The organism is Paenibacillus sp. FSL H8-0175 (assembly GCF_045040615.1).
GTDB classification, from domain to species: domain Bacteria; phylum Bacillota; class Bacilli; order Paenibacillales; family Paenibacillaceae; genus Paenibacillus_AQ; species Paenibacillus_AQ odorifer.
Map to the genome: position 1 here is coordinate 1,161,651 of NZ_CP150299.1, position 26,976 is coordinate 1,188,626.

Consider the following 26,976-nt stretch of genomic DNA (forward strand, 5'->3'; position numbering starts at 1 on the left):
TCCTCATTAGGTCAGAAGACGATTGTCCGATAACAGGTATGTTTTTAACACCTGTGGAGGCAGTACAGCTACCGAAAGGAGGATTTATTTGCGTAAATATTATAAGAAAAACAGATTGTTGTTTACTATGTTACCGGTCTTTATTATTTTTTCCTTGCTGCCTTGGGGAGAGGTTAAAAGTCTTCCGAAGGCTATGAGTGTTTCTTCCTCCCTACCTCCAGCTATACCAAGTAATCCTTCGGCTTCTGAAGAAGCCAAGCAACTGCTAAGTAATTTGGTAAATCTACGTGGCAAAGGGATCTTGTCCGGCCAGCATGATTATCTAGAAAGTCCAGATGAACTGGTTCATAAGCTGAAGAATACTTCGGGACAAAATGCTGTTCTACATGGTTATGAATTAGGGGCGATTAATAATCAATCCGAAGAGACGATCGCAGAACAGCGGCAAGCTGTTATAGACAGTGCAATTGAATGGCATCAAGAGGGTGGCATTGTAGCGATGACCTTCCATCAGAGCTTACCGGGAACCTCTCCAGAGTGGTCCAATGTAAACAGAAGTCTCAGTCAAGAGAAATTTAATGCTTATGTTACACCTGGGACAGCTCAGTATAAGAGGCTAATCTCAGATCTAGACGAGGTTGCTGGATATTTGGGTCAGCTGCGTGATGCCGGAGTTCCGGTCTTATGGCGACCTTACCATGAAATGAATGGTGGTTGGTTTTGGTGGGGGAAAAAGGACAATTTTTCAGAGCTGTGGAGTATTGTCTATGATCGTTTTGTAAACACACACAAGCTAAATAATCTACTGTGGGTGTGGAATCCGAATGCGCCGAATGAATGGTCAGATCCATATGCTGCATATTATCCCGGTGGGGATAAACTCGATGTTCTGGCTGCGGATATCTACAATAACGATTATAAACAGTCCTACTATGAGGATCTGCTCGCATTGGCCGAGGGTAAACCTATCGGAATCGGGGAGAGTGGGCAACTGCCGAACCCGGATATATTAACTGAGAAACAAAATAAATGGGTCTATATGATGACCTGGGGAAAATTACTGACAGAAAATAATACGCTACAGTCAATTAAAAGCTTTATGAAAGACTCGTTTATAGTATCAAGAGAGGACTATGTTCTCACAACAGGAGATCCTTCGATAGCACCCGTAACTCCGGTAACCCTAACGGGTTTAACTGGAGAATACTATAACAATACTGATTTAGAGGGAGAAGCGGTACTTATCCGCAATGACCGTAAGATTGATTTTAATTGGCATGGTGGGTCTCCTGCCTCAGAGATAAATGAAGATCACTTTTCTGTACGCTGGAAAGGGAAACTCAAACCCAAATTCAGTGAAAAATATACGATTTCGGCATCCTCTGATGATGGAGTCCGTGTCTGGATTTACGGAAAGCTGATCATCGACAATTGGAAAAATCAAAGTGCAACCCTTCATAAAGGAAGTATCCCACTCACAGCCGGAACGCTTTATGATATCCAAATTGAATATTATGAGAATGAAGGAGATGCCAATCTTCGTTTGCTATGGGAGAGTTCCAGCCAGAAGCAGCAGGTAATTCCACAAGGGGCATTGTTCCTTCCTTAATCTAATGAAATGATAGGGTAAGACATTCCGGAAGAAAGAGAGGACCTATGGATGGGAATAACGAGGAGAATATCTAATAGAAAAAATAAGATATCTGCAAACAAACCATTACTGTTATTACTAAAATTCGCCGCATTAACCGTCTTGTTTCTGTTGTCTGTCTCTGTCTTCGGAACGAATAGGACAAACGATTATAAGGTAGGTGCCAATATACCGAGACTATCTGCAGGAACTGATGCTGCAGCAGAAATACCGGATGGTACTGTGATCTGGAATCTGGGACAACATGATGGCTCAGCAGCTGAATTCGCTGCGAGTGGCACTTCTGGCAGCAAGAAGGAATTTAATGTTACTTCTTCGGTGCTCAAATCATCGGCTCTTCAGAGCTTGCCTGCAGGCTTGAATGGAAAGACCCAGCCGGAATTAACGATCACCTATCAGCTAAATAAGATCCCGGAGAATGGGGTCTTATTTAGCGTAGGTATTCTGGATGCTTATAAATCCGTGCCGCAAATGAGTGTGTTCTCCAATCATCAATTGTCGGGGATCATTCAAATTGCGGGCGTTGCTGGCACAGAAAGCGAATATAACTTTCAAAAGACCTATGAATTATATATTCCCAAGGAGCAATTGAAGATAGGAACGAATGAATTGAAGCTGCAAACGGTTCGCTGTTTATATTGCAGTGACAAAGAAGACGAATATTCCTGGTGGACTTGGGATAATCTCCGTTTAGAATCTCTTAACGCTCCAATTTCTGAGCCTATCCATGGCAGCTATACACTGACGGGAACAGTAGTGAATAATAAACAATTTTATTTCGATGAAGGTGCAGTTACGCACTTGCCTTATGTTATCAAATGGCTAGGGATGGCTTATAGCGGGAATGTGATGCGTACTAGCTGTGCCAGTGATGTCGGGAGATCCTGCTCGGATATGATGGAATATTACAAGGTATTGCAGGATTACAACATGCAGGCGGTTGCTTTGTATTTGCATACTGGTGATATTAAGCTTAAGGCAGATGGATCGTTGCCTGCTGACGCGGAGAAAAAGCTGACAGATTATTTTGAGCAATATAGCCCCTATTTTCAATATTATGAGGTAGATAATGAGCCGGGATTATTCAATCGTTCTAAGGCAGTGAACCTGGCGATTGCGGACTGGCTGAATAAAAAGGGCAAGCAAATCGCGCCCCATTTACAAACTGTTGCTCCGGGCTGGGCATATTGGCCGAGCTACAGTGAGGATTCTTGCGGTAATCAGAAGGGAACTGGGAAGGAATGTGGAGATCCGGATGGCTGGGAACGTGATCCAGAGCAACGTATGGAGCTGGAGAAGGTTACGGATTTGACCAATGGACATTCCTACGGCGACTCTTATATTTTTAGTAATGGAGGAAGCTTTACTGAGAATTTGAAGACCTTCACTGGTGCAGACAATGGACTCGGCAAAAAAATGCTGACCACTGAATTTGGTACCTCGGACAGTCATGTGGATGCCTATCAATACGGGGCAACGGAGCGGACAGCGGCTGTATTCGACCGGATCATGCGTGCACATATTGGTTATGCGGATATGTTTGTGCAGCATGCTGCTTTTTTTAAGGATTTCAGTTTATTCAAATACGGGTTTAATTTAGAAGAGCATGATCCGGCGACCACAGAGATTTATTATACAAAAGAAAATGAGGATTCACGTGTCAGCATCATGAGAAGGCTCAGTCTTGCCTATGCTACACATGGAGCTCCGCTAACTTATCAAATTGCCAACAAAGATGTGTTAGCCGACAAGCTGGTATATGTTCGGGCCGTGGATACTTCTACATTGAAGCCTCTTGCGGGAAGCGGAGCGACCTCAAATAAGGTGCTGGTTAATTTCGTTAACTTTGAGTCAACTCCACAAACTGTGAGTGTAAATGTGACTATGCCGAAAAACGGGGTGTATGAAGGGGAACGTTTTGGAAACGGGGATACGTATGAAAAAGCAAGAAGTTATGTAACAGGTAAAAAGGCTACTCCTACGTTAACCTTTACGGAGACCCTTGCTCCAGGAGAGGCTGTGCAGTATATTTTGCAGCCTTCCTCTGAAGTAAAGCCGTCGGCACCTAAAGGATTCAAAGCCGCAGCAACAAAAGGTTTAGCTGTAAAATTAAATTGGTTGGAGGCACCAGGAGCAAGCTATGAGCTGCTTCGCGCTGAAGGTAGCGGCGGGGAAATGAAGGTGGTGGCCACCGATGTGAAGCTTACAGAATATACGGATCATAATTTACGTGAAGGGACGTTATATACCTACGCGGTAAGGGTATCCGGCTCTAATTTACTGTCCGATAAAGTTCAGATTACAGCCACCGGACTGGTTCCTCTGGATCGTACTAAATGGAAGGTATCCTCAAATGTGAATACGGCAGCATCAGCTCCTAGTCTGGCTATCGATGGGGATCGGCGCACGCGCTGGGATACGGGAAAACATCAGGTATCCGGAGAGTATTTTCAGATTGATCTGGGTGAAGCACATGAAATTGAAAGAATAGATTTGGATAGCACGTTATCACCGTTTGATTATCCAAGAGACTATGTAGTCTATATTTCTGACGATGCTCAAAACTGGAAAAAACTCACGTCTGGAAAAGGTACGAAAGAGCTTACTAAGATATCCTTTTCTAAAGTGAAGACGAGGTATGTCAAAATTGTACAGAACGGAGCCGGCGGGAATTATTGGTCTATTCAAGAGCTACAGGTGTACTCCAGAGAATAAGCAATTATTTGAATTTATATAACTGTTAATAGAGCATACTAAATAACCTCAGCGGGATCCTTCTCCCGCTGAGGTTATTTTTGTGCTTTAAATAAAATGGAGGCCTGACATATAAGGTAAAGGGATTGCCTCAGATTCCCCTGAGGAATCAGAGGTGCGAAGCGGGCTCGCTGGATCAAACAGCAGCGAGATCAGCTCCTTGTCGTCCACGGACGACAAGTCGAGGCTACGCTTGCGGCATACTTCCGTCTGCCGCAAAAGCGCTTCCCGGTCTGCGATGCAGACCGTCCCGCTGTTCGCGCCGGCGCTTAAGGAGGCGCCGGCGTCCCGCAGAAGCGCGAGCAGGCTGCGCTCCTGCCACGGCACAGGCACTTGCAGCGTGCCAACGCCGCTGCACAGAGCCGCCTTGGCCAGCAACGCCGCTACCGCTTGCGGCTGGCCGGCCCATTCCACCGCCGTCGCTGGGCTCGGCGCCGGCACATCCGCCGCGGGCACAGCCATCGCGGCGAACCCCTCGATGCTGCCGTCCCGCACGGCTACGAGTGTGCGCTGGGACAAGCCCAGCACACCCGCGTAAGCCTCGGCACCCAGCAGCAGCGCCAGCTCACCCGGACTGTACACCTGTCCGGCTTCGCGTTCATTCAGCAGCCGGTTGACGGCGAAGAAGTCGCCCGGCTGCATGGGCCGCAGCGTCCATTCTTCCCCTGCTGCGGCAGCAAGTGCGTGAGCCGAGCTTGCGTTCAGCTCGGCAAATTGCGTACCGCCGAACGGTACGCATCCCGCTCGGGTATACAGCGAGCGGTCACCCGAGACAAAGATAAGCGATGCGCCGGCATTCGCAGCATGGGTCTGGCATAGCTGTAGAAGCTGACCGGCTAGTCCCTGGCCGCGATAAGCAGGATCTGTGCAAACCGCGCCGATGGAGAACACGTTCAGGAAAGCTTCTCCAGTGCAGATCGTGGAGGGCACCAATCCCATAAAAGCAGCGATGTTACCGTCCTCGGCAACGGCTGCATAAGAGTGAGTGTAACCAGGGCTAAAAATCAGCGGAAACAGCTCTTTCATAGAAGTGTCTCCAGCTTTACGAAAGATGGAATGGGCTAGAAGAGCGGCTTGCTCCAGCTCCGCAGGTTTAATTAATCTCAATTGCATATACAGTCAGCCTCCTTATATGTAAATACGAGTAGGGTAGAAAGGAATTATTTTAAGTATAAGCCCCAGCGGATGAAATCTTCAATCCTGCTTATATTATTCAATGTCTCAAAAGGAGGTGGATAAGGGTAATAACGTACATAAATAAGGAAGCTTATATTTTAAGCTAGAAGCGAAAGGGAAGTGAATAAACGGTGACCCAACTTGCAGATAATATCATATTATTGCTGGCAGCTCTCTTACTTGTAGGTGTGTTTTCCACCAAATTCTCCACTAAATTTGGAATGCCAGCTCTAGTGCTTTTCCTTGCTGCGGGGATGGTACTGAGTCAATTTATCTTTTTTAACAATGCTTCCTTAACACAAATGGCTGGGATTTTTGCGCTGGTTGTTATCTTGTTCGAAGGTGGGATGCAGACCAGTATTAAGGATATCAAGCCTATTATTCGGCCGGCATTATCCTTATCCACGGTAGGCGTATTGTTAACGACAGCTATCGTTGGGGTGTTCGCTAAGCTGATTCTTGAGGTGTCATGGGCAGAAAGTTTTCTGTTCGGAGCTATCGTGGGTTCGACTGATGCGGCTGCGGTCTTTTCGGTATTAGGCGGTAAGAATATTGACAAACGACTGACCTCGACACTCGAAGCGGAATCAGGCAGCAACGATCCTATGGCGGTATTTTTGACAGTATCGCTGATCGAATGGATTCAGCATCCGGATATGGCGATATGGGGACTTGTGCTGTCCTTTATATGGGAGATGGCAGTTGGTTTGGTGATAGGGATTGTACTTGGTAAAGTCGCAGTATATCTTATCAATCGAATTAACCTGGATTCTACGGGACTTTACCCGGTATTGGCAATTGGATTTGCTGTCCTAACCTACGGCTTATCTGCACTCGTTCATAGCAGCGGCTTGCTGGCTGTCTATGTAATGGGTCTTACCCTTGGCAATTCCGAGCTGATGTATCATCGAACCATTATGAATTTTAGTCATGGCTTTGCTTGGATGATGCAAATATTTATGTTTATATTGCTGGGTCTACTGGTATTTCCACAGGAGCTGGCAGAGGTGGCTTGGCAAGGTATATTGCTGTCCGTCATTCTGATGGTTGTGGCAAGGCCAATAGGAGTGTTTATAAGCTTGCTCTTTTCCAGATTCTCTATTCGTGAAAAAACACTAATTTCTTGGGCCGGCCTGCGCGGAGCCGTTCCAATTGTGCTGGCAACCTATCCGCTGCTAGCTAATCTTCCCCACGGCCGACTGTTCTTTAATGTAGTATTCTTCGTCGTGCTGACCTCAGCAGTGATTCAAGGAACAAGCATTTCACCGCTGGCTTCCCGGTTGAAGCTGGTGGGGCAAGAGGATTCAGCACAGCCATCACTGATGGAGCTGGTCGCCCTTGGCAAGACGGATTCCGAGTTCAACCACATAGGAATTGAACCTTACATGCCCATTGCCGGGCAGAAAATCTCCGATATCGGACTGCCAGATGATATCTTATTTACTGCTATTATCCGGAATAAAAGCATTGTCACCCCCCATGGCAGTACCGTCATTGAGCCAGGGGATACTGTATATGTCTTAAGTCCAAAGAGCAAACGCGATGAGATGAGGGCTTTTTTCCGGAGTCAGAAAGGGAAGACGGCGGAGGAAAATATATCTTTGATTTAAGTCTAGAAAGAGGACGTTATCCAGAGTGTGACAGAGATAATAGGCGTTATAACAAAAGTTATGCTAGAATCGGCAACATGCAAATCTTCAGAGTGGTTGCAAAAAGCAAAAGGATGTGTTAAATTGTATATAGATTTAGAACGAGTCTAAATACAATATAATAAATTAACCATAGGAGGTTTTATTAATGACTACACAACTAAAGAGCCAAACTGAACTGCACGCTGCTTTGAACCGCCAGACCGCGAACTGGTTCCTGCTTGGGGTAAAGCTTCATCATTATCACTGGTATGTTAGCGGATCCCAATTCTTCACGCTGCATGAGAAGTTTGAAGAACTCTACAATGAAGCTGCTGGTTATGCAGATGATTTGGCTGAGCGCCTGCTTGCTATTGGTGGACAACCTGCCTCCTCTATGAAACAATATCTGGAGCTTTCCGATTTACAGGAAGCTCGTGGCGGCGAAGATGCCAAGGGTATGGTAATGGAGCTGGTTAGAGACTTTACAACTGTTTCTAAAGAACTGCAGGCTGCGATTGCTACTGCAGAAGAACTGGCTGATCAACCCACTGCGGATCTGCTGATTGGTATTAGAAGCAGCATTGAGAAACATGCTTGGATGTTGAATGCTTTTATCGCCTAAGACAACATTCTTATAAAGGATAGAACCACAAAGAGCGCCTGCGTATAGGATACGCATGGCGCTCTTTGTTTTGTTGTTTTACTGCTGAACACAACTATTTAATAAACACACCCCCGAAGGGAACTACCTCGCGTAGAAATCGTTTAACAATTCCATCATCGTTGTTATCTCTTTCGAATCGGCGGTTCTGACGTCCTGCCTGAAACAGCACAGGCCCGTGACCTGTCATCTTCCAGTGATAGCTCATATGCTGGCTAGCCAAATGGTTGCCGTAAACGGTGAGCTCCAGCTTGGCATTCTCAGGGTAGGCAATAATGCTGCCTGCATCGACATAAAGGGGGTTGGTCGGGTGCAGTACAGCTTCACAGACCGTACCCTCCGTCAGTATGCCAATCATGCCATTGCCCGAGAATTTCACTTTTACAATGTCCCGTGTAACGAGCACATTCTTCATGCTTAGCACTCGGGTCTCCAGTGAAATACCTATACTGTAGAAGAAGAGATGCTTAAAGTCGTACAGCAGATCGCTTTTGCCATCGAGCTGCAGGATTTTTATGCGATAGCCTGGTGGAAGGGCGGCGACGAAATGGCAAGGACCTGCCATATCGGAACGAATCAACTTTCGCTTGCGGTATATGCCCTTCACATCCATAAATCTGTCCGCTCGTCCTGAGGAAGGACCTTGATAAGCGATAATTTGTTGTGGATGGAGTACATGAACCTCTTCCTTCTCCTCAAGGGAGAAGGCTACGGCTTGTCCGCTTCCACTGTCGCTTTCATCTTGGATATCGATGTTCATAGTTCATCTCCCTCATGCTGTGACTGTGATCTTCAATGAATACGTAAGACTAACGCAGACGGTCGCCTTTTCGCGAACGGTAAAGCATGCTGAAACGAATAAAACGGATCAGTATAAAATAACCTAGGATTAGTCCAATCCCTGTAAAAATAGTCACTTTGATTTTATGATAATATTCTTCGCGTGCCGTCCGGTCATTTTTTAATTCATCAACCATCTGCGTTAGTTGGCGATTCTGCTCTTGTAGGCTTTCGTTCTGTATCCGGTAAGCTTCTATCTCCTGCGTGGTATTCGCGAGCTTATCCTTTGCCTGCTGAAGCTCTTCAGCGGTTTGCTGAAAACCTTCCTTTAATTCATTCACTTCGTTTGGCAGCTCGGAGAAATTTTTAACTCCATTATAGATATCACTGAATATATTAGCTTTTGCTACAGGAGCTGGCAGGCATACAGTAAGCGTCAGCAAGAACAGGAGCGAATATAACAGCTGTAGATATGCTCGGGATTTATGTTGCTTCATCTATATAATCACCACCCAATTTAGGCTTGTAGTTCTTTTATTTTAACACAGCTTGACAGCTTCTGACAGCGTACGCCATGGGACTGGTAATGCTTATAATGAAAGTAATTTTTACCTCCTTAAGGTTTTCGTTTACTCATTATTAAACACGATCAGTCCGTGATTATCTCGATTGAGAAGAGGTACTATTTATCGTATACTTTGGACGAAAGGGGCTGCTGTCGATTGAACAAATGGCTTAAAACAATATTGCTTCTGATCGGATCTGCTTTTTTGACTAGATTGATCCCATTTTCATCTTTGTTTCGGAATTTAGACACGATGATTCATGAATTTGGTCATGCTCTGATGACCTTACTACTGTCGGGTAGTGTGCTGAGGATTGAATTATACGCAGATCATAGCGGTGTAACCTATTCAGCTATTCAAGAAGGGGGCAAGGCAATATTAGTTTCCCTCTCGGGTTATTTGCTAGCCTCCTTATTTGCACTTCTGCTCTTCTATTTATACAGTAAGGGACGCCATGATTGGGGCCTTATCTTAGCTACGGGTGTGGCGTTGATTATGCTCCTGCTATACGTGCGAGGAAGCTTTGGCATGATGTGGTTGGGCGGATTTATTGCGCTAAATATTCTAATGCTGGTGGTTTGGAAGAAGGCCAGCAAATATTATTATTTGTTATTGGCCTTTTTAACCTTGGAGGAGTCTGTAATGGGAAGTTTATTTCTGGTATACGCGGCTGCTGTATCACCGTCCCGTGCAGGAGATGCCAGCAATCTGGCAAGAATGACTCCCATACCCGCTATATTTTGGGCTACACTGTTTTTTATATTTTCTCTGTTGTGTGCCAAATGGGCACTGGGACTATTTTTCAAGCGAGAGCGAATGCAGACTAAATTAGGGAGTCGATGAGAAAAAAACATAAAATTTTCGTCATAAATAGACAAAAGGAGTTGTTTTTACAAGAGTCAGTCTACTAAGCATGTAGAATGACTCTTTTTTTGTCGATAATATAGAACCGAACATACATTCCATGACATGGAGTTGTCCGCCATTATTGGTACATTAATAGAAGACCCAAAAAAAGAAAGAGGTGGAAATAATGATAGAAAGTATTCATCCCGTATTCACATGGAGTCAAAATCGTATTTTTGCAGGCGGCAATCGTAAGGTTATTTTGCTTGTCGAATGGAAAGGGAGTATACCTGCAGAGCACAGCCGACCCAGCAGTTATAAAGTGGTTGCGCGTGAAATTGAGCTGCGGGTTTGGCTTGAACCCCATGTAACTTTTAAGCGTTCGTATGGGTGTGAGTTTGAAGTCGGTGAAGGCAGATCGCTACTTCTTAAGCTTGGCAAAATAAAAACGGGGCAACGAAAGTTTATTGCTTTGGAATTCAATATCTCTACTACTATTGCAGGTAGATATGAAGCTCTTTCCTTACAGTGGAAATATAAAAAGCCAACCGTAGAGCGTGTTCAAGAGCTTCCAGTAAAGGTTCTTGAGCTAGAATACACGCATCATACTCAGGTTCTGAGTGAAACCTGCTGCTTTCACGTAGAGAAACATCTGGAATTGTTAAAAACAGCTGAAACGATTGAGGAGGCAACCACGTTGCAAAATGAAGGACAACATAGTCAAGCTCATGAAAAGCTTTGCCGTCACGCAGATAAATTACTATTACTAGCCGTGCGTTCTGGAGATCCTTTACTACTTAAAGAGGCCGAAATGTTGTATAAACAGATTGGATTCGAGTATCAGAAGCGGGGGAAAACTGCTACTGGAAATTGATATAGGACATACAACTAGAAGATGCATATTGACGAAAAAAGACCTATACATAAATTTGTTTTGTCAGCGGGTTCGGCGGAAAATAATCAGAAGAATTGTAATATAAAATGTGGTAACATAGTAAAAAAGTTCTATCACACTATTACTTTTTTTCATAAAATAATGGGTCTATTTAACCATAAATCAAGGGGAACTGAATATGACAGACCGATTAATCCGACTGATGCGCATTATTACACTTGTTCAAGCCAAGCCAGGGATATTAGCCCGTGAATTGGCGGAACGCTGCGGCAACAGCGAGAGAACGATATACCGGGATATGGACGCGCTTAGCGCCATGCATATTCCTATAACCCACCTTGGACATGGAAAAGGCTATGCTTTTATTGGCAATTTTGCACTTTATCCTTTGGATTGGTCGGAAGAAGAGGCGTCTGCGTTTTCGCAACTACGCTATATTATGGAAGATATTAAACCCGTTCTGCCTATCGATTTTGAAGGCGCTTATGAAAAAGTAGTTGCAGCTGAATACAAGCGAAAGGCGGAGCGGGAAGAAACGATAGAACGTGCAAGAAGAGAAGCAGGTACAAGCTGGTTGGAAAGAAGCGGTGCACAGATGGAGCATCAATCTTTTTTAACACCTATATTGGAGGCTTTATTAAAGCAGAGGAGTATTCAAGCGAATTATTGTGAGAATGCGGTGGAGGAGAAAGAAATAACCATTGATCCTTATTGTTTAGTCCCACTGGAAAATCGTTATCATCTCATTGGATTTTGCCATCATCAGGGTGTTATTCGTACATATCATATCAACGATTTTTCAAACGTGAAGCCACTAAACCGCTGCTTCTCAAAGGAATCATTTGATTTGCAAGCTTTTATGAAGCAAAAATGGTCACTTGACCGCGATAGTTTGCAGGTAGAGTTTAAAGTGAAATTTTCGGAGCGAATCATGGAAGGGCTAAAGAGAGAGGATCTGCCCTATAAGCCGAATAAAGTAGACCGTCAAGCTCGGTGTTGTTATTTTAAAGTCGCGTTGGAACAAGATATTGCGTTTGTCCGCTGGATTAAGAGATTCGAAGAGGATGCTGAAATCATAGAGCCGTTATATTATCGTGAAGTGCTCAGGCAGCAGTTGGAGAAATGGATATCACAATATAAATAAGATGGATTCTCACCTTCAAATGAAATATTCGTTTACATATATTGTTACAAATCAAAAATTATAGAATATTTCTCTTGTTTGGTGAGTCTTTTTATAATATCATCATACATTAAATAACATAATTATAATTTATAGGGTTATTTCTATCCTCGAATTTGACCTTTGTTCAATTTTATATAGAAGAAAAGTATTCTTAAGATTCATTTGATTCTTAAAAATGAATATATTAATCCGGGTGAGGTTCCTGGGGGAGTGGATTATCCATTATGTTGAATGTACTGGGCTTTAACGTGAAGAATTAATATCATTCGTGTTAGGTGTCTTTGCAGCCCTATTTAGGGGTGTCAGAGGCATCTTTTTTGTGTGCAAAAAGCCAAAATCATCGTTGTATATTGTCTAATTATAACAATATATAACTAAACATATACAAACACAACTGTACTTATAGAAAAACGAAAAACTGTATGCTAGAATAGCATCTAAATATATACATACGAAATTGGGAGGAATGGAAATGTTTAAGAAATGGGCACTCTCCGTGATGGGGATATTGGCAATCCTTCTGGTTGTGAATTTATCTGCAGGTTCAGGTGTAGAGGTGCAAGCAGCCACCAAGAAGACCGAAATTATTGTTTCCGCAGCGGCTAGTTTGCAAGACAGCCTGGATAAGATTGCTCTCCTTTATGAAAAGAAACATCCCGATATTGATTTGGTTTTTAATTATGCAGCATCCGGCACTCTGCAAAAGCAGATTGAGCAAGGGGCCCCGGCGGACCTGTTCTTCTCTGCAGGTGATAAACAGATGAATGCACTGGTGGAAGGTGGACTTGTCTCCGATCATAAGGTTCTGCTTAAGAATCAATTGGTTGTAGTTGTACCCTCAGATTCAAAGGTTAAATTAACTACGATTACTCAGCTTACGGATAAAGCTTTTAAGAAGGTCGCAGTGGGACAGCCTGAATCTGTGCCGGCGGGTCAATATGCGCAGCAATCGCTGACAGCGAAAAAGGTATGGGATCCGCTGCAAAGCAAACTCGTATTCGCCAAGGATGTGCGTCAGGTTCTCTCTTATGTAGAAACAGGAAATGCCGATGCCGGTTTTGTCTATAAGACAGATGCGCTTACTTCAAAGAAAACTAAAATCGCTTTGACGGTTGGTCCACATGTACACAAAGCCATTAATTATCCGGCAGGCATCGTGAAGAGCTCGAAGAATCAAAAGGCAGCTAAGGAGTTGTATAGTTACCTTCAGAGCAAGGAAGCTAATGATATCTTTGTAAGTTATGGCTTCCTGCTTCCTTAAATAGAAATTAAGAGTAGAAGCGGGTGGAATAAGGTTGGAAATAAACTGGACTGATTTCTTCGCCCCGGTATGGCTTTCCGTAAAAATATCTGTGATTACCAGCATTATTGTATTCATTTTGGCAACAGCTGCTGCGAAGGCCATGGCAGGCCGGAAGTTTCCCGGCCACAGCTTGGTAGAGACTATAATGCTGCTTCCGCTCGTTTTGCCGCCGACGGTCGTAGGATTTGTGCTTTTAGTTATTTTAGGCCGACGAAGCTGGATCGGCAGATGGTATGAACAGATGACGGAGCAGACGATCCTGTTCACATGGGGGGCGGCTGTTATCGCCGCTGTAGTCGTAGCTTTTCCACTCGTATACCGCACAGTGAAGGCGGGTTTCGAAGGGATAGAAGCAGATCTTGAAGATGCAGCGCGGGCACAAGGGGCAAGTGAACTGCAGGTACTGCGCTATGTCACGCTGCCGCTTGCGGGCCGGTCGCTGGCAGCCGGTTATGTTCTTGGCTTTGCCCGCGGTCTTGGGGAGTTTGGCGCTACCATCATGGTAGCTGGCAATATTCCGGGCCGTACGCAAACCTTACCCACAGCGATCTATGTTGCGGTAGATGGAGGCAATATGACGCTCGCGTGGATGTGGGTATGCTCAATTATTGTTATTTCAGCCGCTATGCTGATGTTTGTGAATCGGCGTTCTTAAAAAAACACCAGACAGCGATTCTCCGGTTATGGGAGAGTTGCTGTCTGGTGTTTTGGGTTTGAAGCGGGCGGTGGAGCAGATGCTGAGCAAGTGGAAACCCGGCGACTTTGATGTCAGCTTTTAGCGCCGCCAAATTTTGATGGAGTCTGTGAGGTTAACTGCATTCTATACAGTTATTCGGTCTGCATAAGGGAACGTTCTAACTTTAATTGTATTCTATACAACTAAAACGCGAAAAATCACCTATGAGGTAGTAAATCAAAAGAAATAGGTGTACCAAATACAGTTATATCTAATTTGCTAGTTGTTCGAAGTTATATAGTTGTACGAAATGCAGTTAAACGCTTCTGCAGATTGCTTCCTTCTTCTGTCTGCGACCATTAAGTCTCATAAATTATCGTACCAGTTTCCGTGAGATCATATCCGTGAATGGATCCAAGCTCACTCTGGAAGGCTGGTGAACGCAAAATATCAATCACGGCAGCGATCCATTGCTCATGCTCCGGTTTTTTTATCATCACCAGGTCGTAGCACTCCTGAATCATAGGAATAAAATCAACGCCGTCGACAATCTTGGCGGCTTTCTCGGTGCCGATGGCTACATCAGCTTCTCCCCGGGCCACTTTACCGGCAACTGCCAAATGGCTGTTCTCCTCGTTCATATAGCCTGATAGGCTGGCTGCTGGAATGCCATGCAATCGAAGCTGTTCATCCAATAATACGCGTGCACCTGAGCCTCGTTCTCTATTGATCAGCGTGAGTCCATCCTGCTCTAAGTGAGACCATTCCTGAATACCTCTGGGATTCCCTTTTTGTACGTATAAACCAGCACTTCGGGTTAGCAGGCGAACTACAACATAAGAACATCCGACGAGTATTTTACGGATATAGGGTAGGTTGTATTCTCCAGTATCCCCGTCGAGTAAATGTGTGCTGACAATGTCCGATTCCCCTTTATACATGGCAATCAGGCTGTCTAGACTCCCGGCATAAGAACGAAGAGGACGTTCAGTAGGCAGAGCCCGTTCTAAATAGGTAGCTAGAATATCCAGTGACATATCCTGACCTGTAATCACCAAGCTGTGTCCTACAGCTTTAAGGTGAGGAGATTGTGCTGGATTTGTACCGGAAAAGGCCAAGGGGATTGCTGGTGGAGTCTGGCCCATTATAGTAGTAGGGTTAGCGGTAGACACCCCACTCCGTGTATTTTGTTTGTAGGCTTCCAAATCGGATTGATCCACGCGCATTTGTTTTCCTACACGGTAGGAGGGGAGCTCCCCTTTTTTAATTAGATCATATACTTTTAATTTTGATATTTTTAATAAGCGGGCAATTTCCTCTGTCGTATAGGATGTATTATCGGACATCACAAAAGCCTCCAGAACTTCATATTAGGACAAGACTACCCTATTTTGAAGTCCTGTGCAATTAGGCTATTGTTGTTTCCCAGCCTGTTGTGTACTGGATAATTTGATCAACTCAGAGACAGTGACAAATCGAAAGCCTTTCTTTTCTAATTCGGGCAAAATAATTTTAAGCGCTTCTCTAGTTTGTGACTGCCCGTGCACATGATCATGAAACAGAACGATGTCTCCATTACGTGCATTTCGAATGACCTTGTTCGAAATACTGTATACCCCTGGGCGATTCCAGTCACGTGTATCTTGATGCCAGGACCATAATATGGGCTTCAAGCCCATATTGTTAGACAGATCTACTAAGGTCTCGTCATACATGCCGCCTGGTGGTCTGAACAGTGAACTATGTTTACCGGAGACTTTTATAATCTCTTCTTCGGTCAATTTTAGCTCCTGCTCAAATTGGGCTTCATTAATAGGTCTTTTAAAATAAACGTGATTGTAGGTATGGTTAGCTAATTCATGCCCCTCAGCAATCACTCGTTTCGCTACCTCTGGATAGGCTGCAATTCTTTTTCCTATCGCAAAAAAGGTGCATTTCGCATGGTATTGATTCAATACCTTTAAGATTTGATCGGTTTCAGTAGGGTCAGGACCGTCATCGAACGTCAATGCAATCACTTTTTGGTTAGTATGTACTTCCCAAATCATGTCTCCTCTTTTTTCGTAGTAGTCGCGGTTTTTGCTTGGACTGCCTAGAGCAGAGTTCGTGAAGCATAAAAAGAGTGTAAGGGTGATCATCATAATTTTGCTGCGAGTTTTCATCATTTCACCTGTTTTTTTTATTTTATAGTGCTCCTTTTGGGGGTCGGTATATTCATAGTTTAAGTTTTGTAAAGACAACCAGTCTTTTTTCGTGCTCTTTCTTCTTTCTACTATACCTTCATGTACAGGTTATGAGATTCATTTTGGCTTCTGATGATTACATAGTTATCGACATGCCCGTTTATAATTAAATTAGCTTTTGTATTTTGATGTGAAAATAGTTATGAAAATGCCTTATAATGAAGTACTATATACAGACATTTGGTTAGGGGTGGGAATATGACACTTATTGAAAAAAGAGAACACCGGCAATATCCGGAGATTACCCGCCTTGAAACGTCGAGAGCTGCTTATGAGCGTGATTATTCACGCCTGATTCATTCGCCTACTTTCCGTAGGCTACAAGGTAAATCACAAGTATTCGGAGCAGGGACGGGTGATTATTACCGTACGCGTCTGACTCACTCACTTGAAGTTGCGCAGATTGCCCGTGAGGCGGCGAAAAGTCTGCTGCGATCGTATCCAGAAGTGGAAACCACTAAGGCGGAGAATCCGGGTCTTGTTATCGATCCAGAGGTAGTGGAATGCGCAGCTATCGCTCATGATTTTGGCCATCCTCCCTTTGGACATAAAGGGGAAGAAGTGCTGGATAATATTTTGGAACAGCTTATTGAAAAGAAAACTAACGAAGCTGCGCTGCAATCAGGCGCAACGGGTGTGGATCGGCTGCTGATCCATGAGCAGATGAAGCAACGTTATGAGCATTTCGAAGGCAATGCCCACAATTATCGGCTGATTATGTTTCTGGAGAAGCGTGAAAATATTGATGGCCTAAATCTGTCGGATGCTGTGCTGCTAGGCATAAATAAGTATCCTTTTCCCGGCACCTCGCTGAAGAAGGGGATGTACCTGAACGAATGGGGATATATTTCGGAGATCCGCAAAGAGTGGGGAATACCAGCAGGTAAGAAAACGTTGGAGGCTCAGCTTATGGACCTTTGTGACGATATCGCTTATTCTGCACATGATCTGGAGGATGGGATTAAAGCCGGAAAGATTGAAGTGCATGAACACTTTATGCATGATTCTTATATCCAACGGTTAATCGTGGAGAAAATCACCACGCTCGAGGATTTCTTCTGGAAGGGCTGGGAAGAGGAAGGCATTCGCGCGAAGGTCGAGGAAGTGCTCAGTTCATTTCTTCGGGTTTGGAAGGAAAAAATGCCAACCTGTGAAAACGACTATTCCCGCACTCGACGTGAAGTTAAGGCTTATTGGGTAAGTACCTTTGTCGCAAGCTTGGGAGTGATCCAAGATGGAGACTGGAAGAAGGTCACCTTTATAAAGGAAGGAAAAGAAGATGAAGATATGCTGCGGACCGTCAGTGTGTTGAAAAGCTTCGCATGGGTCACTATGATCCGTGATTTGCGTGTGCAGCGGCTGCAGAAACGTAGTGAGTGGATTTTGCGCCGACTATGGGGAGCATTTCTGGATCCACAGACCTCTAAAGCCATTATTCCATCGGATTGGCTGCAGCGCTTTGAGAAAGATCAGAAGCAGGCAAAGCCGATTTGGACTTGGGAGCATATGGTGATTGATTATATCGCAGGGATGACTGATGCTTTTGCAGAGAAAATATATAATGAGCTGTACGGACTGAAAGTCGGCTCGATTTATGATTTGGATTAGAGGCTCTTAGACAAGTAGTCCCTGCTGTTCATTTAGGATGATCTAAATGAACAGCAGGGGCTATTTTTATAAGGGTTATTGATTTAAATACCACTCATATGCAGTTTTTTCAAGCTTAACCACAAATTCTTCTTTCCCGTCTATATAAGCTCCAATATCCTCTGGGAATTGTTTGGCAAGAGTATCTTTTAAATCTCCGTACTGTTTAACCGCCTCCGGATATGATCGAAGGTAGTCTCTTACAGCCAGATGACGACCGATATCTATCTTATTATCCATTTGGAAGACATGAACATGATGGGTTCTGCTATTTCCGCCTTTTCTGAAATATCTTCTGCCACTGATACCGAACTCACCCATACATTCATAACCAAGTGCTGTCATTTGCTGGTTGAACTCATCTACAGCTTCGATATTTCGTACTACTGGCATTATATCTATGATTGGTTTCGCTTTGAGTCCGGAAACAGAAGTGCTGCCAATGTGGTGAATATCAACGAGGGCATCAGCAAAGATATCTTTAATCTTCTGAGCTTCTTCGTTGAACATTAGACTCCATTGTTCGTTAAATTCTGTGACCGTGACCTTCATTGCACTAACCCTCTCTTTATGGATAACTTTGGATTTTCTTATTATAGAACAGATGTTCTTGTTTTGTAAAGCTTATTATTAATATTGCCGGTCATAATCAACAAGATTTAGAGAAGGTGTGCCTGATGATAAGTAAGACTTCACATTTTGGGTAAAAATATTAACGATCCGGTCAGCGTATTGATCTGTAATTCCAGCGGAGTGTGGAGTGATAATAACCTGCTCCATAGACCAAAGCGGATGATCCTGCGGAAGGGGTTCGGTCTCAAAAACATCCAACCCAGCACCACGGAGTTGTCCGCGATTCAATGCGTCGATCAGCGCCTCTGTATCGGTAGTTGCGCCCCGGCCAATGTTAATGTAATAGGAGCCTTCTTTAAACGCGGAGAAGCTGGTGGCATTAAATAAATGCTTGGTCTCATCGGTAATAGGAAGGGTATTGATGATGAAATCGCCTTGACTTACAGCTTCGGATAAACGATCTGTTGTATAGATTTGATCAAAGTCTGCGACTGGCTTACCGGAACGGCTGACACCGATAGTCTTCATCCGGAAGGCTTTAGCAATTCTGGCGGTTTCACTGCCGATCGCTCCAGTTCCAGCTATTACGGCTGTTTTACCGAACAGCTCGCTTTCACTGCCATCAGATTTCCAAATACGGTTCTGCTGATTGCGTACAGCTGTATGCAAATTACGGGTGAAGAGAAGTATGAATCCGAAGATTACCGCAGAAATAGGTTCGGCATGAACCCCGCTCCCACTGGTGAGCAGGATTCCTTGTTGCTTAAGACGATCGAGAGGAAGCTTCTCAATACCAGCAGACCAGGACTGAACCCAGCGAAGGGAGGACTCGGGGCGAAGGAGTGTATCCGAAATACCTTTTGCCCAGCCAATTACAATTTCTGCTTCTGCAAGCAGCTGCAAATCCGGATTTTTTGCGTCTCCTTGTGTAAATGTATAGCCTGGGGCAGCCGCTTTGATCCTTTCCTGCTGCTGAGATGTAAGTGGTTGTAGACATACTATAGACTTAGTCATGATGTGTTCCTCCTACTTTGTGGTTTAATGGATATGGATCATGTTATAGGTTAAGAATACCAAATCTATTGGAGAAGGTGAAATTGACCATGGATGCTAAAGCATCAGAGAACGAATCAGAACGACTTTTTTTAGCTGTGAAATTACCTTCTGAGCTGCAAGAAATAGTGGCGCAGGCATGTTCAAAGCTATCTGAAAATTTTGATTTTGCTAAATGGACAAATCCGCAAGATTATCATATTACCCTGCAATTTTTAGGAGATACCCCAAAGGCCAAAATTCCAGATTTAGTGAAATCCTTGAGGAAGACTGCGGGGCAAGGCAGACCCTTCAATCTCTCTTTGGACAAATGGGACACATTTGGTCTTCCAGCTTCCCCAAGAGTCCTGTGGATAGGGGTTTCCGGCGAAATAGAGGCATTAAATCAATTAGCTGCCAGAGTGCATTCAGCGACGTTTCCACTAGGTTTTTCAGGCGAATCCAGGGCCTATAAACCGCATCTTACCGTGGCTCGAAAGTACCGGGGAAAAAATTCATATGATGATAAATTGCTGGAAAATTTACTGAAATTGGATGATGATTGGAACCTAAAAAACTATCAGAGAGACTGGACGATTGATAGTTTTGTGTTGTATGCTACCAGAATGTATGCCATTCCTATGTATGAAATTATTGAAAAGTTTACAGTTTAAAATCGATAATAAAGTTTTCAAAGCTTCCGTTTTCGGTTACATACAATAGGAATGTGCCGTGAAATAGGAGGAATATCATGTTAATTTTTAAACAAAACCGCTATATTGCGTTGCTCGTTGGCGTTATACTAGTGTGTTTCTCTGCCATAAGCTTATTGCAACCCGAACAAGTTGCGGAAGGGAAGATGGACAGGGTGCAGATGGATAAGTTGCAATCCACTAGCCGTGCATCCGTACTTTCTCTTTTGCAAGATGAATCGAAGTCTAGTATAACGAGTAGCATTACGAGGGGCATTACAGAAGTTACACAAGCCAATAAGCTTAATAACACATTCAGTCTTTTAAGTTCCGCTTGGAAACCGGCGAAGGGTGTGGAATGGCTTAGTGTAAAAAAATTAAAACAAAAAAACACAAAAAACACATCGAACGTTTCCATTATTCGGGTGAAGGCTGATGTAGTACAATCCAAGCCAGCTGCGCAAAAAGCGTCGCAATTGGCGGAAACAGCAACAAAGAGTAGTCAGGCGACAGCGAAGACAGTCTCGGCTTCTCAGAAACATCCCCTCACAACATTGTACTTCTCTCGGACAGAGCTATTAAGCCAGGAGCAGCAAAGTAAAGCAACCCGGCGCTACGCTGTATCCGAAGAAGAACTGCTTCTGCTACAAAAAATTGTAATGGCAGAGGCGGAAGGTGAACCGTACAAGGGCAAGGTGGCAGTTGCCAACGTTGTTCTGAATAGGCTGCGGTCAGCCAATTTCCCCGACACGATATATAAGGTTATTTATCAGAAGAGCCAGTTCAGCCCTGTAGCTAACGGGCGTCTTAACCGTGTGAAGCCTAACGATGATAGTATTAAAGCGGTGAATGCTGCACTCTCCGGAGTAAAGGAAGTTCCCGATAATACTTACTTTTTCTTGTCGCTAAAACTTGCACAGGATCTGACCGTACATCATACACAGACTTATGTTAAAACCATTGGCAATCATACTTTTTATAAATAAATTTGGTGGATCTGTGAACCTCAGCGCTATATAGGGTAAACTAAACTATATGAATCTGGAGGTGGAAGATAACCATGAAAATCACTTATTATGGACATTCAGCTCTGCTGGTAGAGACGGAGAACGTGAAGGTTATTATTGACCCTTTTTTGTCAGGCAATCCGAACTCCGGTATTTCACCTGCCAATATTTCAGTTGATGCCGTTCTGCTTACTCACGGCCACTCTGACCATTTTGGAGATGCTGTCGAAATTGCCAAGCAGAATGATTGTCCGATCTTTGCGGTGTTTGAGCTTGCCGAATATTGCCGGATGAAGGGTGCACAAGTAAAGCACATGAATATAGGTGGTAGTCATACCTATGCCGGGATGACTGTGAAATTTACGCAGGCATTTCATTCCTCATCCATTCAGGAGGGCGACTCTTGGATTTATGCTGGACAACCCGCGGGGATTTTGTTGACGATTGAGGGCAAGACGATTTTCCATGCGGGGGATACCGCGCTATTCAGCGATCTGCGCCTCATTGGAGAAAGGAATGCGATTGCCCTGGCAGCTCTGCCTATAGGCGATATGCTAACCATGGGACCGGATGACGCCTTGCTGGCCGCACGCTGGCTGCGGGCGGATAAGGTGATCCCGCTACATTACAATACATTTCCGGATATTGCTCAGGATGGTGCTGATTTCTGCGATCGCCTGCACCAAGAGGGAGTAGAAGGTTTCCCGCTTAAAGCTGGTGAGAGTGTAGAAATTTAAACCAACCCGATTTATATTAAAAAAAGCAGGTAGCCGGGGGAAATTCCCTGACTACCTGCTTATTCTTTAAGGTGTAATACATACAGGTTCTTCATTACGTGCTTGCGCTCTAGAGCCTCTGATTTCAGTTGCCTCGCTTACGGGGTTACCTAACATCTTCAGAACAGTAGTCGCACAGCTTTGCGGTTGATGTTTATCTGGAGCGAGACGTCGTCTGCGTTGCTCTTCCAGAACTGAATATTCACGAAGCATCATAGTGAACCATTTGTTCACTACTTCCGAGTCGAGCACCTCTGCCAGCCCAAGCTCTACGAAATATTGGCAGTTTTTCTCTTCCTGACCTGGAATAGCTTTATAGAAAAGCATCGGAATTCCTTTGGCCTGACCTTCTGTGCAGGTCATCCCTCCAGGCTTCGTGATCAGCAGGTCTGAGGCATCCATCAATTTATTGATTTCACTGCTATATCCCAGAATTTTAACATTGGGATGATTAAGCAGTGGATTGGACTTCATTTTGGCGATTAGCTTCTCATTGCTGCCCATACAGAACACGAGCTGAATATCATCCATTCTGGCGGTGAGGGAATGCATAATCTCTTTGCCGAACATTAACCCCCAGCCTCCACCCATAATGAGTACGGTTGGGATATCAGCCAATCCCAGTTCCTTGCGCAGCAGCGTCTTGTTGGAGCGTTCCCAGAACTTTGGATGCACTGGGATGCCAGTGACGGTTACTAGCTCTGGAGCGATCCCACGGCCTGTCAGAATGGATTTGACGCGTGGGGTAGATACGAGATAACGATTGACCTCGGAATTTACCCAGCTCCCATGTGCATCATAATCTGTAATTAATGTATACAGAGGCACATTTAATCCACGACGCTTTAGTCTGGAAATGACCGCAGCCGGAATGGGATGAGTGCAGATAATCAAATCAGGCTTTAGCTGTTCGATCACCTGTGAAGCATGTGTATAAAAAATCCGGTGAAGCGCCATTTTAGTCAACGGGTTCAATGATTTATGATATTGTGTCTTATACATCATGCCGACCAGCTTAGGCTGGCTGCTAACTGTTTTGCGGTAAGCGGAAAGAATCCAAGGGGCGACCGTCGGGTTAAGAAATTTCCCCAGCTCGATGACTCGGCACTGGACATCCGGATTCAGCAGCTTTATTCCTTCGGCCAGAGCATAGGCTGCTCCTGTGTGGCCCGTACCGAAGCCTTCCGAAAACAGCAGTACTCTTTTCTTTCGCATAAGTTCACCTGCTACTTTCCTTTTCTATAGAAATGCTTTCCTTCTTCTAATTATACTAGGAAATCTATACTATACTCACATTATACAAGTAAGACGTAAATAGAAAGTTAAAACCCTGCAATAAATAAAAAAATAAAAGGTTCGCCCAAAGTATTGCAAACTAGAAAACAACATGATAAAGTAGTGAATGACCAATTGACCGGATTAGTAAAGTGGTCAGAAGTCAGCGGGAACGATATTTTCTGGAGAAAGGAAGTGTGCACAGGTGGCAGTGGTGGATCGAAGACAGCAGGTGCTTCAGGCCGCAGCGAAATCTTTTTCATTATTTGGCTATAAGGCAACTACAATGGATCAGGTTGCTAAGATTGCAAATGTCGGTAAGGGAACCATCTACACCTTTTTTACAAACAAAGAGCAATTGTTTGACGAGATCCTGCGCGATATGATGATGGAAATGAAGACGATAGCTGAACGGGAGATCAGGCGAGACAGACCTTTCTTTGATAACTTGCATCGTGTGCTGGATGCTCTGCTTGAGTTTCGAAGTGAGCAGGAGCTATTCATAAAACTTTCCCAGGAGAATCGCGAATTCGGTACGCCGCAGGCTGGAGAAGGACTCGAGAAGATCGAGAACGTAGTTTTAGAATATTTAGAACGGGAGGTGCAACAAGCGCTCCAACAGGGAGAAATCAAACCTTGCGATCCCAAAATCGTCTCGGTAGTCATGTTCAGATTATATATTGTATTGACTGCTGAACTGAATAAAACACATACTCCCTTGGACAAGGAACAGATCAAGATGTATTTTCATTTGTTTCTCGCCGAAGGATTGGCACAGTAAGGGTTGATTCAGGATAGGGATGGCGTTCTCAGCATCACTCGATTCGCTTTCCCTTAACAATTCTCAAGATGATTAGGCATTGAAGAAGAGCCGCAAGGCATTTTTTTATACCCTGAATTGACCGAATGGGGAAAACAGTCACTTAGTGTTACGTAATATTTCGCAAACAAAGCATTTTAAAGAGAGCATAAGCTCATAAGGAGAGAACCAGAATGAAATCATTATCCGTATTTACCAAGGATCTTGGCGCAGCCCTTAGAAATCCGAAGGTGCTGATTCCAATGATTGCTATCCTATTTATTCCGGTGATGTACAGCGGATTCTTCCTGAAGGCATTCTGGGATCCGTATGGCAAGATGAATGAACTTCCGGTTGCTGTGGTCAACCAGGATGTCGGCGCTAATTATGAAGGCAAGCAACTACAAGCCGGTAATGATCTTATAGAAGAGTTGAAGGTAACCGACGGCTTCCAGTGGAACTTCGTTTCCCTTGAAGAAGCGGAAGCAGGAATGAAGGACAATACTTATTATATGTCGATCATTGTTCCGGAAGACTTTTCTGCCAAAGCTACTACTCTTATGGATGATGAACCACAGCCGGCAAAAATTATTTATGAGCCAAATGAAGGTTATAACTTCTTGGCTGGTCAGATCGGTGGTACGGCTGTAGCAGAAATTAAAAATAAAGTATCTGCTAAAGTAACAGAAGCTTATGTGGAGTCTGTATTCAATCAGATTACAGAAGTATCTGATGGATTGGGCGAAGCCGGAGATGGTGCTTCCAAGATCGCTGATGGCGCTGGTAAGCTAGATGACGGAGCCTTGAAGCTGAAAGATAATCTACTTGTACTGACAGATGGTACAGGTAAACTTCAAAATGGTGTAGAACCCCTTACACAAGGCGTGACTGATTTGAATGCAGGTGCTACGGCGCTTAAAACAGGATCAACCACGTTGGCAAGCGGATTGCAACAATTGTCTACTGCACATACGCAACTTCAAGACGGTGTTGCCCAAAGTTCTGCCGGCAGTAAACAGCTTAGTGACGGCTTGAAACAAGCTGTAACAGGTGCTACACAGCTTCAGGCGGGAACACAGTCTGCTGTGGATGGTACTTCTAAACTACAAGCAGGAACACAATCTTTAGTTGATGGCAGCGCGAAGCTGGAAGCGGGCTTAACTTCTTCCGTAGATGGCAGCGCGAAACTGGAAGCGGGTTTGCAAGCTTCCGCCGCAGGCAGCACGAAGGTAACTGAGGGTGCTAAAGCGGTAGCTCAAGGATTGGAGCAATTGGCACAGGCTAGTCCTGAGCTGGCACAAAATCCAGCGGTACAGAAGCTGCTGGCAGCTAGTGCAGCCGTGGCACAAGGCAGTGAGCAACTGCAACAAAGCCAAGAGCAGCTGGCACAGGGTGCTACTGCACTCCACAGTGGGCAAGAGCAACTGGCACAAGGTGCAACTCAACTGCACTCGGGGTCACAGCAGGTAGCTGCTGGTGTAACTCAGTTGCATGATGGAGCTAAGCAATTAAATGCTGGTAGCACACAGCTGTTGACAGGACAACAAAAACTGGCACAAGGCGCATCTGCACTTGTAGCTGGTGGCGATAAGCTGAATGCAGGAATGCAACAATTTGGTGCGAAGCTTAAAGAAGCTGCAGCTGGAGGCAGCAAGCTGGCTGAAGGCGGTAAAGCACTTGGTGATGGTACCTCAAAACTACTTAGCGGTGTAGGCGAACTAGGTTCCGGTATCAGTGCGGTAGCAGATGGTTCGAAAAAACTGGCTGATGGCGCAGGCGAGCTGAAAGATGGTATGGATGATCTGAAATCTGGATCAACAGAACTGGCAACTAAGCTTGGCGATGCTGCTGAAAAAACAGGCAGTGTGAACAAAACAGATGCAATGATGGAAATGTTCGCACAACCAGTTGTGGTTGAGGATAAAGTTGTGAATCATGTTCCGAACTATGGTACAGGTTTTGCTCCTTACTTCCTATCCCTTGGATTGTTTGTAGGTGCTTTGATTTCAACAATTGTTATTCCAATGCGTGATTCGGCTGTCCTTGGTGCTAGCCGTATGAACCGTTTCATCAGCCGTACGCTTACCTTCACAATCATGAGCTTCATCCAGTCTATGCTGGCTGCTGTGGTTGTATTGTACGGACTTGGACTGGAAGTACAAAGTAAACCGCTATTCTTCGTATTTACATTCTTAACAAGCTTAGTTTACACATGGGTAGTTCAAGCGATTGTTACTTGGATGGATCAACCGGGACGTTTCGTTGTTATCGTTATTCTGATTTTCCAATTAACAACTAGTGCCGGAACATTCCCACTTGAATTGATCCCTGACTGGATGAAATTCTTTAATCCACTGCTTCCAATGACTTACACAGTTAGTGGTCTCAAAGCAGTAATTTCTACAGGTGATTTCAGTGCAATGTGGGGAGATGTAGGTATCCTGGCAATCTTTGGTCTTGGATTCCTTGCTCTTACCTTCGCTTACTTCATGACACGTAGCCGTGAGAATGAAGTTGGAGTGAATAGTGAACAAGTTTTGACTGTATAAACTGATAAATTTTTTGAAAAAAAAGTATAAAAAAGCGTCTCCTCTGGGAGACGCTTTTTTTGATTTAAAATCATAAAAACCCTTTTTCTTGCAAACATATTAGAAGGAGTGAAAAATCTTGTAACGCTTTCATTGCATATGCACTTATGCGTTATTTATGTATAATTATGCAACATGAAGTTTTTTTAAACTTTTACTCGCTAAAGCTGTGATGCAAAAACAATTGTTAATCAGCATCATAAAAAAGTTTAAATTGCG

The 26,976-nt window shown here is 44.3% G+C and carries 23 protein-coding genes; 15 read left to right on the forward strand and 8 right to left on the reverse strand.

Annotation, left to right across the window (positions count from 1 at the left end; translation table 11 throughout):
* Positions 1-88: 88 nt before the first annotated feature.
* Both MHH46_RS04975 and MHH46_RS04980 read left to right on the forward strand, forming a co-directional pair.
* Entirely contained in the window at positions 89-1,609 is a 1,521-nt protein-coding gene (locus MHH46_RS04975) for a glycosyl hydrolase (RefSeq protein ID WP_256717242.1), read from the forward strand.
* A gap of 51 nt (positions 1,610-1,660) precedes the next feature.
* The gene (locus tag MHH46_RS04980; protein WP_081383792.1) at positions 1,661-4,366 is read left to right on the forward strand and encodes a discoidin domain-containing protein; all 2,706 of its coding nucleotides are present in this window, start codon (positions 1,661-1,663) and stop codon (positions 4,364-4,366) included.
* Between the two features lie 87 nt (positions 4,367-4,453).
* On the opposite strand, the gene MHH46_RS04985 is transcribed toward MHH46_RS04980, so the two are convergent.
* Positions 4,454-5,518 (reverse strand): GNAT family N-acetyltransferase, encoded by a 1,065-nt coding sequence (locus tag MHH46_RS04985; RefSeq protein WP_076194195.1) that lies wholly within the window; start codon positions 5,516-5,518, stop codon positions 4,454-4,456.
* 194 nt (positions 5,519-5,712) lie between these two features.
* Here MHH46_RS04985 and MHH46_RS04990 point away from each other — a divergent pair, with 194 nt between their 5' ends.
* Positions 5,713-7,191, forward strand: coding sequence for a potassium/proton antiporter (locus MHH46_RS04990; RefSeq protein ID WP_076137164.1), 1,479 nt, complete (start codon positions 5,713-5,715; stop codon positions 7,189-7,191).
* Between the two features lie 187 nt (positions 7,192-7,378).
* Positions 7,379-7,834, forward strand: a complete 456-nt coding sequence (locus MHH46_RS04995) for a Dps family protein (protein WP_076129259.1) — start codon at positions 7,379-7,381, stop codon at positions 7,832-7,834.
* A 94-nt stretch (positions 7,835-7,928) separates the two neighbouring features.
* Here the strand turns inward: MHH46_RS04995 and MHH46_RS05000 are convergent, their stop codons facing one another.
* Together MHH46_RS05000 and MHH46_RS05005 are read right to left on the reverse strand one after the other, a co-directional pair.
* The gene (locus MHH46_RS05000; protein WP_076129258.1) at positions 7,929-8,633 is read right to left on the reverse strand and encodes an AIM24 family protein; all 705 of its coding nucleotides are present in this window, start codon (positions 8,631-8,633) and stop codon (positions 7,929-7,931) included.
* 49 nt (positions 8,634-8,682) lie between these two features.
* Positions 8,683-9,150: a hypothetical protein gene (locus tag MHH46_RS05005; RefSeq protein WP_076129257.1), complete on the reverse strand. Its 468-nt coding sequence runs from the start codon at positions 9,148-9,150 to the stop codon at positions 8,683-8,685.
* A gap of 225 nt (positions 9,151-9,375) precedes the next feature.
* On the opposite strand from MHH46_RS05005, the gene MHH46_RS05010 reads away from it, so the two are divergent.
* The 5 genes from MHH46_RS05010 to modB all read left to right on the forward strand — a co-directional run bounded on the left by MHH46_RS05010 (position 9,376) and on the right by modB (position 14,104).
* A complete protein-coding gene (locus tag MHH46_RS05010; protein WP_076194197.1) occupies positions 9,376-10,062 on the forward strand; it encodes a M50 family metallopeptidase in 687 nt (228 codons plus the stop codon).
* A 190-nt stretch (positions 10,063-10,252) separates the two neighbouring features.
* The gene (locus tag MHH46_RS05015; protein WP_076129255.1) at positions 10,253-10,939 is read left to right on the forward strand and encodes a hypothetical protein; all 687 of its coding nucleotides are present in this window, start codon (positions 10,253-10,255) and stop codon (positions 10,937-10,939) included.
* A gap of 199 nt (positions 10,940-11,138) precedes the next feature.
* A complete protein-coding gene (locus MHH46_RS05020; protein ID WP_076129254.1) occupies positions 11,139-12,104 on the forward strand; it encodes a YafY family protein in 966 nt (321 codons plus the stop codon).
* Between the two features lie 508 nt (positions 12,105-12,612).
* Positions 12,613-13,407, forward strand: a complete 795-nt coding sequence (modA, locus tag MHH46_RS05025; RefSeq protein ID WP_370510711.1) for a molybdate ABC transporter substrate-binding protein — start codon at positions 12,613-12,615, stop codon at positions 13,405-13,407.
* 40 nt (positions 13,408-13,447) lie between these two features.
* Positions 13,448-14,104, forward strand: coding sequence for a molybdate ABC transporter permease subunit (gene modB / locus MHH46_RS05030; protein ID WP_172628881.1), 657 nt, complete (start codon positions 13,448-13,450; stop codon positions 14,102-14,104).
* A 380-nt stretch (positions 14,105-14,484) separates the two neighbouring features.
* Here the strand turns inward: modB and MHH46_RS05035 are convergent, their stop codons facing one another.
* On the reverse strand, positions 14,485-15,471 hold the full coding sequence (locus MHH46_RS05035; protein WP_076129251.1) for a helix-turn-helix transcriptional regulator: 987 nt from the start codon (positions 15,469-15,471) through the stop codon (positions 14,485-14,487).
* Between the two features lie 66 nt (positions 15,472-15,537).
* Positions 15,538-16,287 (reverse strand): polysaccharide deacetylase family protein, encoded by a 750-nt coding sequence (locus tag MHH46_RS05040; RefSeq protein ID WP_076129284.1) that lies wholly within the window; start codon positions 16,285-16,287, stop codon positions 15,538-15,540.
* Positions 16,288-16,566: 279 nt separating this feature from the next.
* Between MHH46_RS05040 and MHH46_RS05045 the strand changes: the two genes are divergently transcribed.
* On the forward strand, positions 16,567-17,976 hold the full coding sequence (locus tag MHH46_RS05045) for a deoxyguanosinetriphosphate triphosphohydrolase family protein (protein WP_076129250.1): 1,410 nt from the start codon (positions 16,567-16,569) through the stop codon (positions 17,974-17,976).
* A 75-nt stretch (positions 17,977-18,051) separates the two neighbouring features.
* On the opposite strand, the gene MHH46_RS05050 is transcribed toward MHH46_RS05045, so the two are convergent.
* Together MHH46_RS05050 and MHH46_RS05055 are read right to left on the reverse strand one after the other, a co-directional pair.
* Entirely contained in the window at positions 18,052-18,567 is a 516-nt protein-coding gene (locus MHH46_RS05050; protein ID WP_076129249.1) for a GrpB family protein, read from the reverse strand.
* Between the two features lie 78 nt (positions 18,568-18,645).
* Positions 18,646-19,602: a D-2-hydroxyacid dehydrogenase gene (locus MHH46_RS05055; RefSeq protein ID WP_076194202.1), complete on the reverse strand. Its 957-nt coding sequence runs from the start codon at positions 19,600-19,602 to the stop codon at positions 18,646-18,648.
* A gap of 89 nt (positions 19,603-19,691) precedes the next feature.
* Here MHH46_RS05055 and thpR point away from each other — a divergent pair, with 89 nt between their 5' ends.
* From thpR to MHH46_RS05070, 3 genes are all read left to right on the forward strand, one after another.
* Positions 19,692-20,294: an RNA 2',3'-cyclic phosphodiesterase gene (gene thpR / locus MHH46_RS05060; RefSeq protein ID WP_076194205.1), complete on the forward strand. Its 603-nt coding sequence runs from the start codon at positions 19,692-19,694 to the stop codon at positions 20,292-20,294.
* Positions 20,295-20,371: 77 nt separating this feature from the next.
* Positions 20,372-21,298, forward strand: coding sequence for a cell wall hydrolase (locus tag MHH46_RS05065; protein ID WP_076137184.1), 927 nt, complete (start codon positions 20,372-20,374; stop codon positions 21,296-21,298).
* A gap of 74 nt (positions 21,299-21,372) precedes the next feature.
* Positions 21,373-22,056, forward strand: a complete 684-nt coding sequence (locus MHH46_RS05070) for a metal-dependent hydrolase (protein ID WP_076129245.1) — start codon at positions 21,373-21,375, stop codon at positions 22,054-22,056.
* 66 nt (positions 22,057-22,122) lie between these two features.
* On the opposite strand, the gene MHH46_RS05075 is transcribed toward MHH46_RS05070, so the two are convergent.
* The gene (locus tag MHH46_RS05075; protein ID WP_076129244.1) at positions 22,123-23,310 is read right to left on the reverse strand and encodes an MGDG synthase family glycosyltransferase; all 1,188 of its coding nucleotides are present in this window, start codon (positions 23,308-23,310) and stop codon (positions 22,123-22,125) included.
* A gap of 265 nt (positions 23,311-23,575) precedes the next feature.
* Here MHH46_RS05075 and MHH46_RS05080 point away from each other — a divergent pair, with 265 nt between their 5' ends.
* Together MHH46_RS05080 and MHH46_RS05085 are read left to right on the forward strand one after the other, a co-directional pair.
* On the forward strand, positions 23,576-24,151 hold the full coding sequence (locus MHH46_RS05080; protein WP_076129243.1) for a TetR/AcrR family transcriptional regulator: 576 nt from the start codon (positions 23,576-23,578) through the stop codon (positions 24,149-24,151).
* Positions 24,152-24,363: 212 nt separating this feature from the next.
* Positions 24,364-26,718, forward strand: coding sequence for a YhgE/Pip domain-containing protein (locus MHH46_RS05085; protein WP_076194207.1), 2,355 nt, complete (start codon positions 24,364-24,366; stop codon positions 26,716-26,718).
* Positions 26,719-26,976 lie beyond the last annotated feature (258 nt).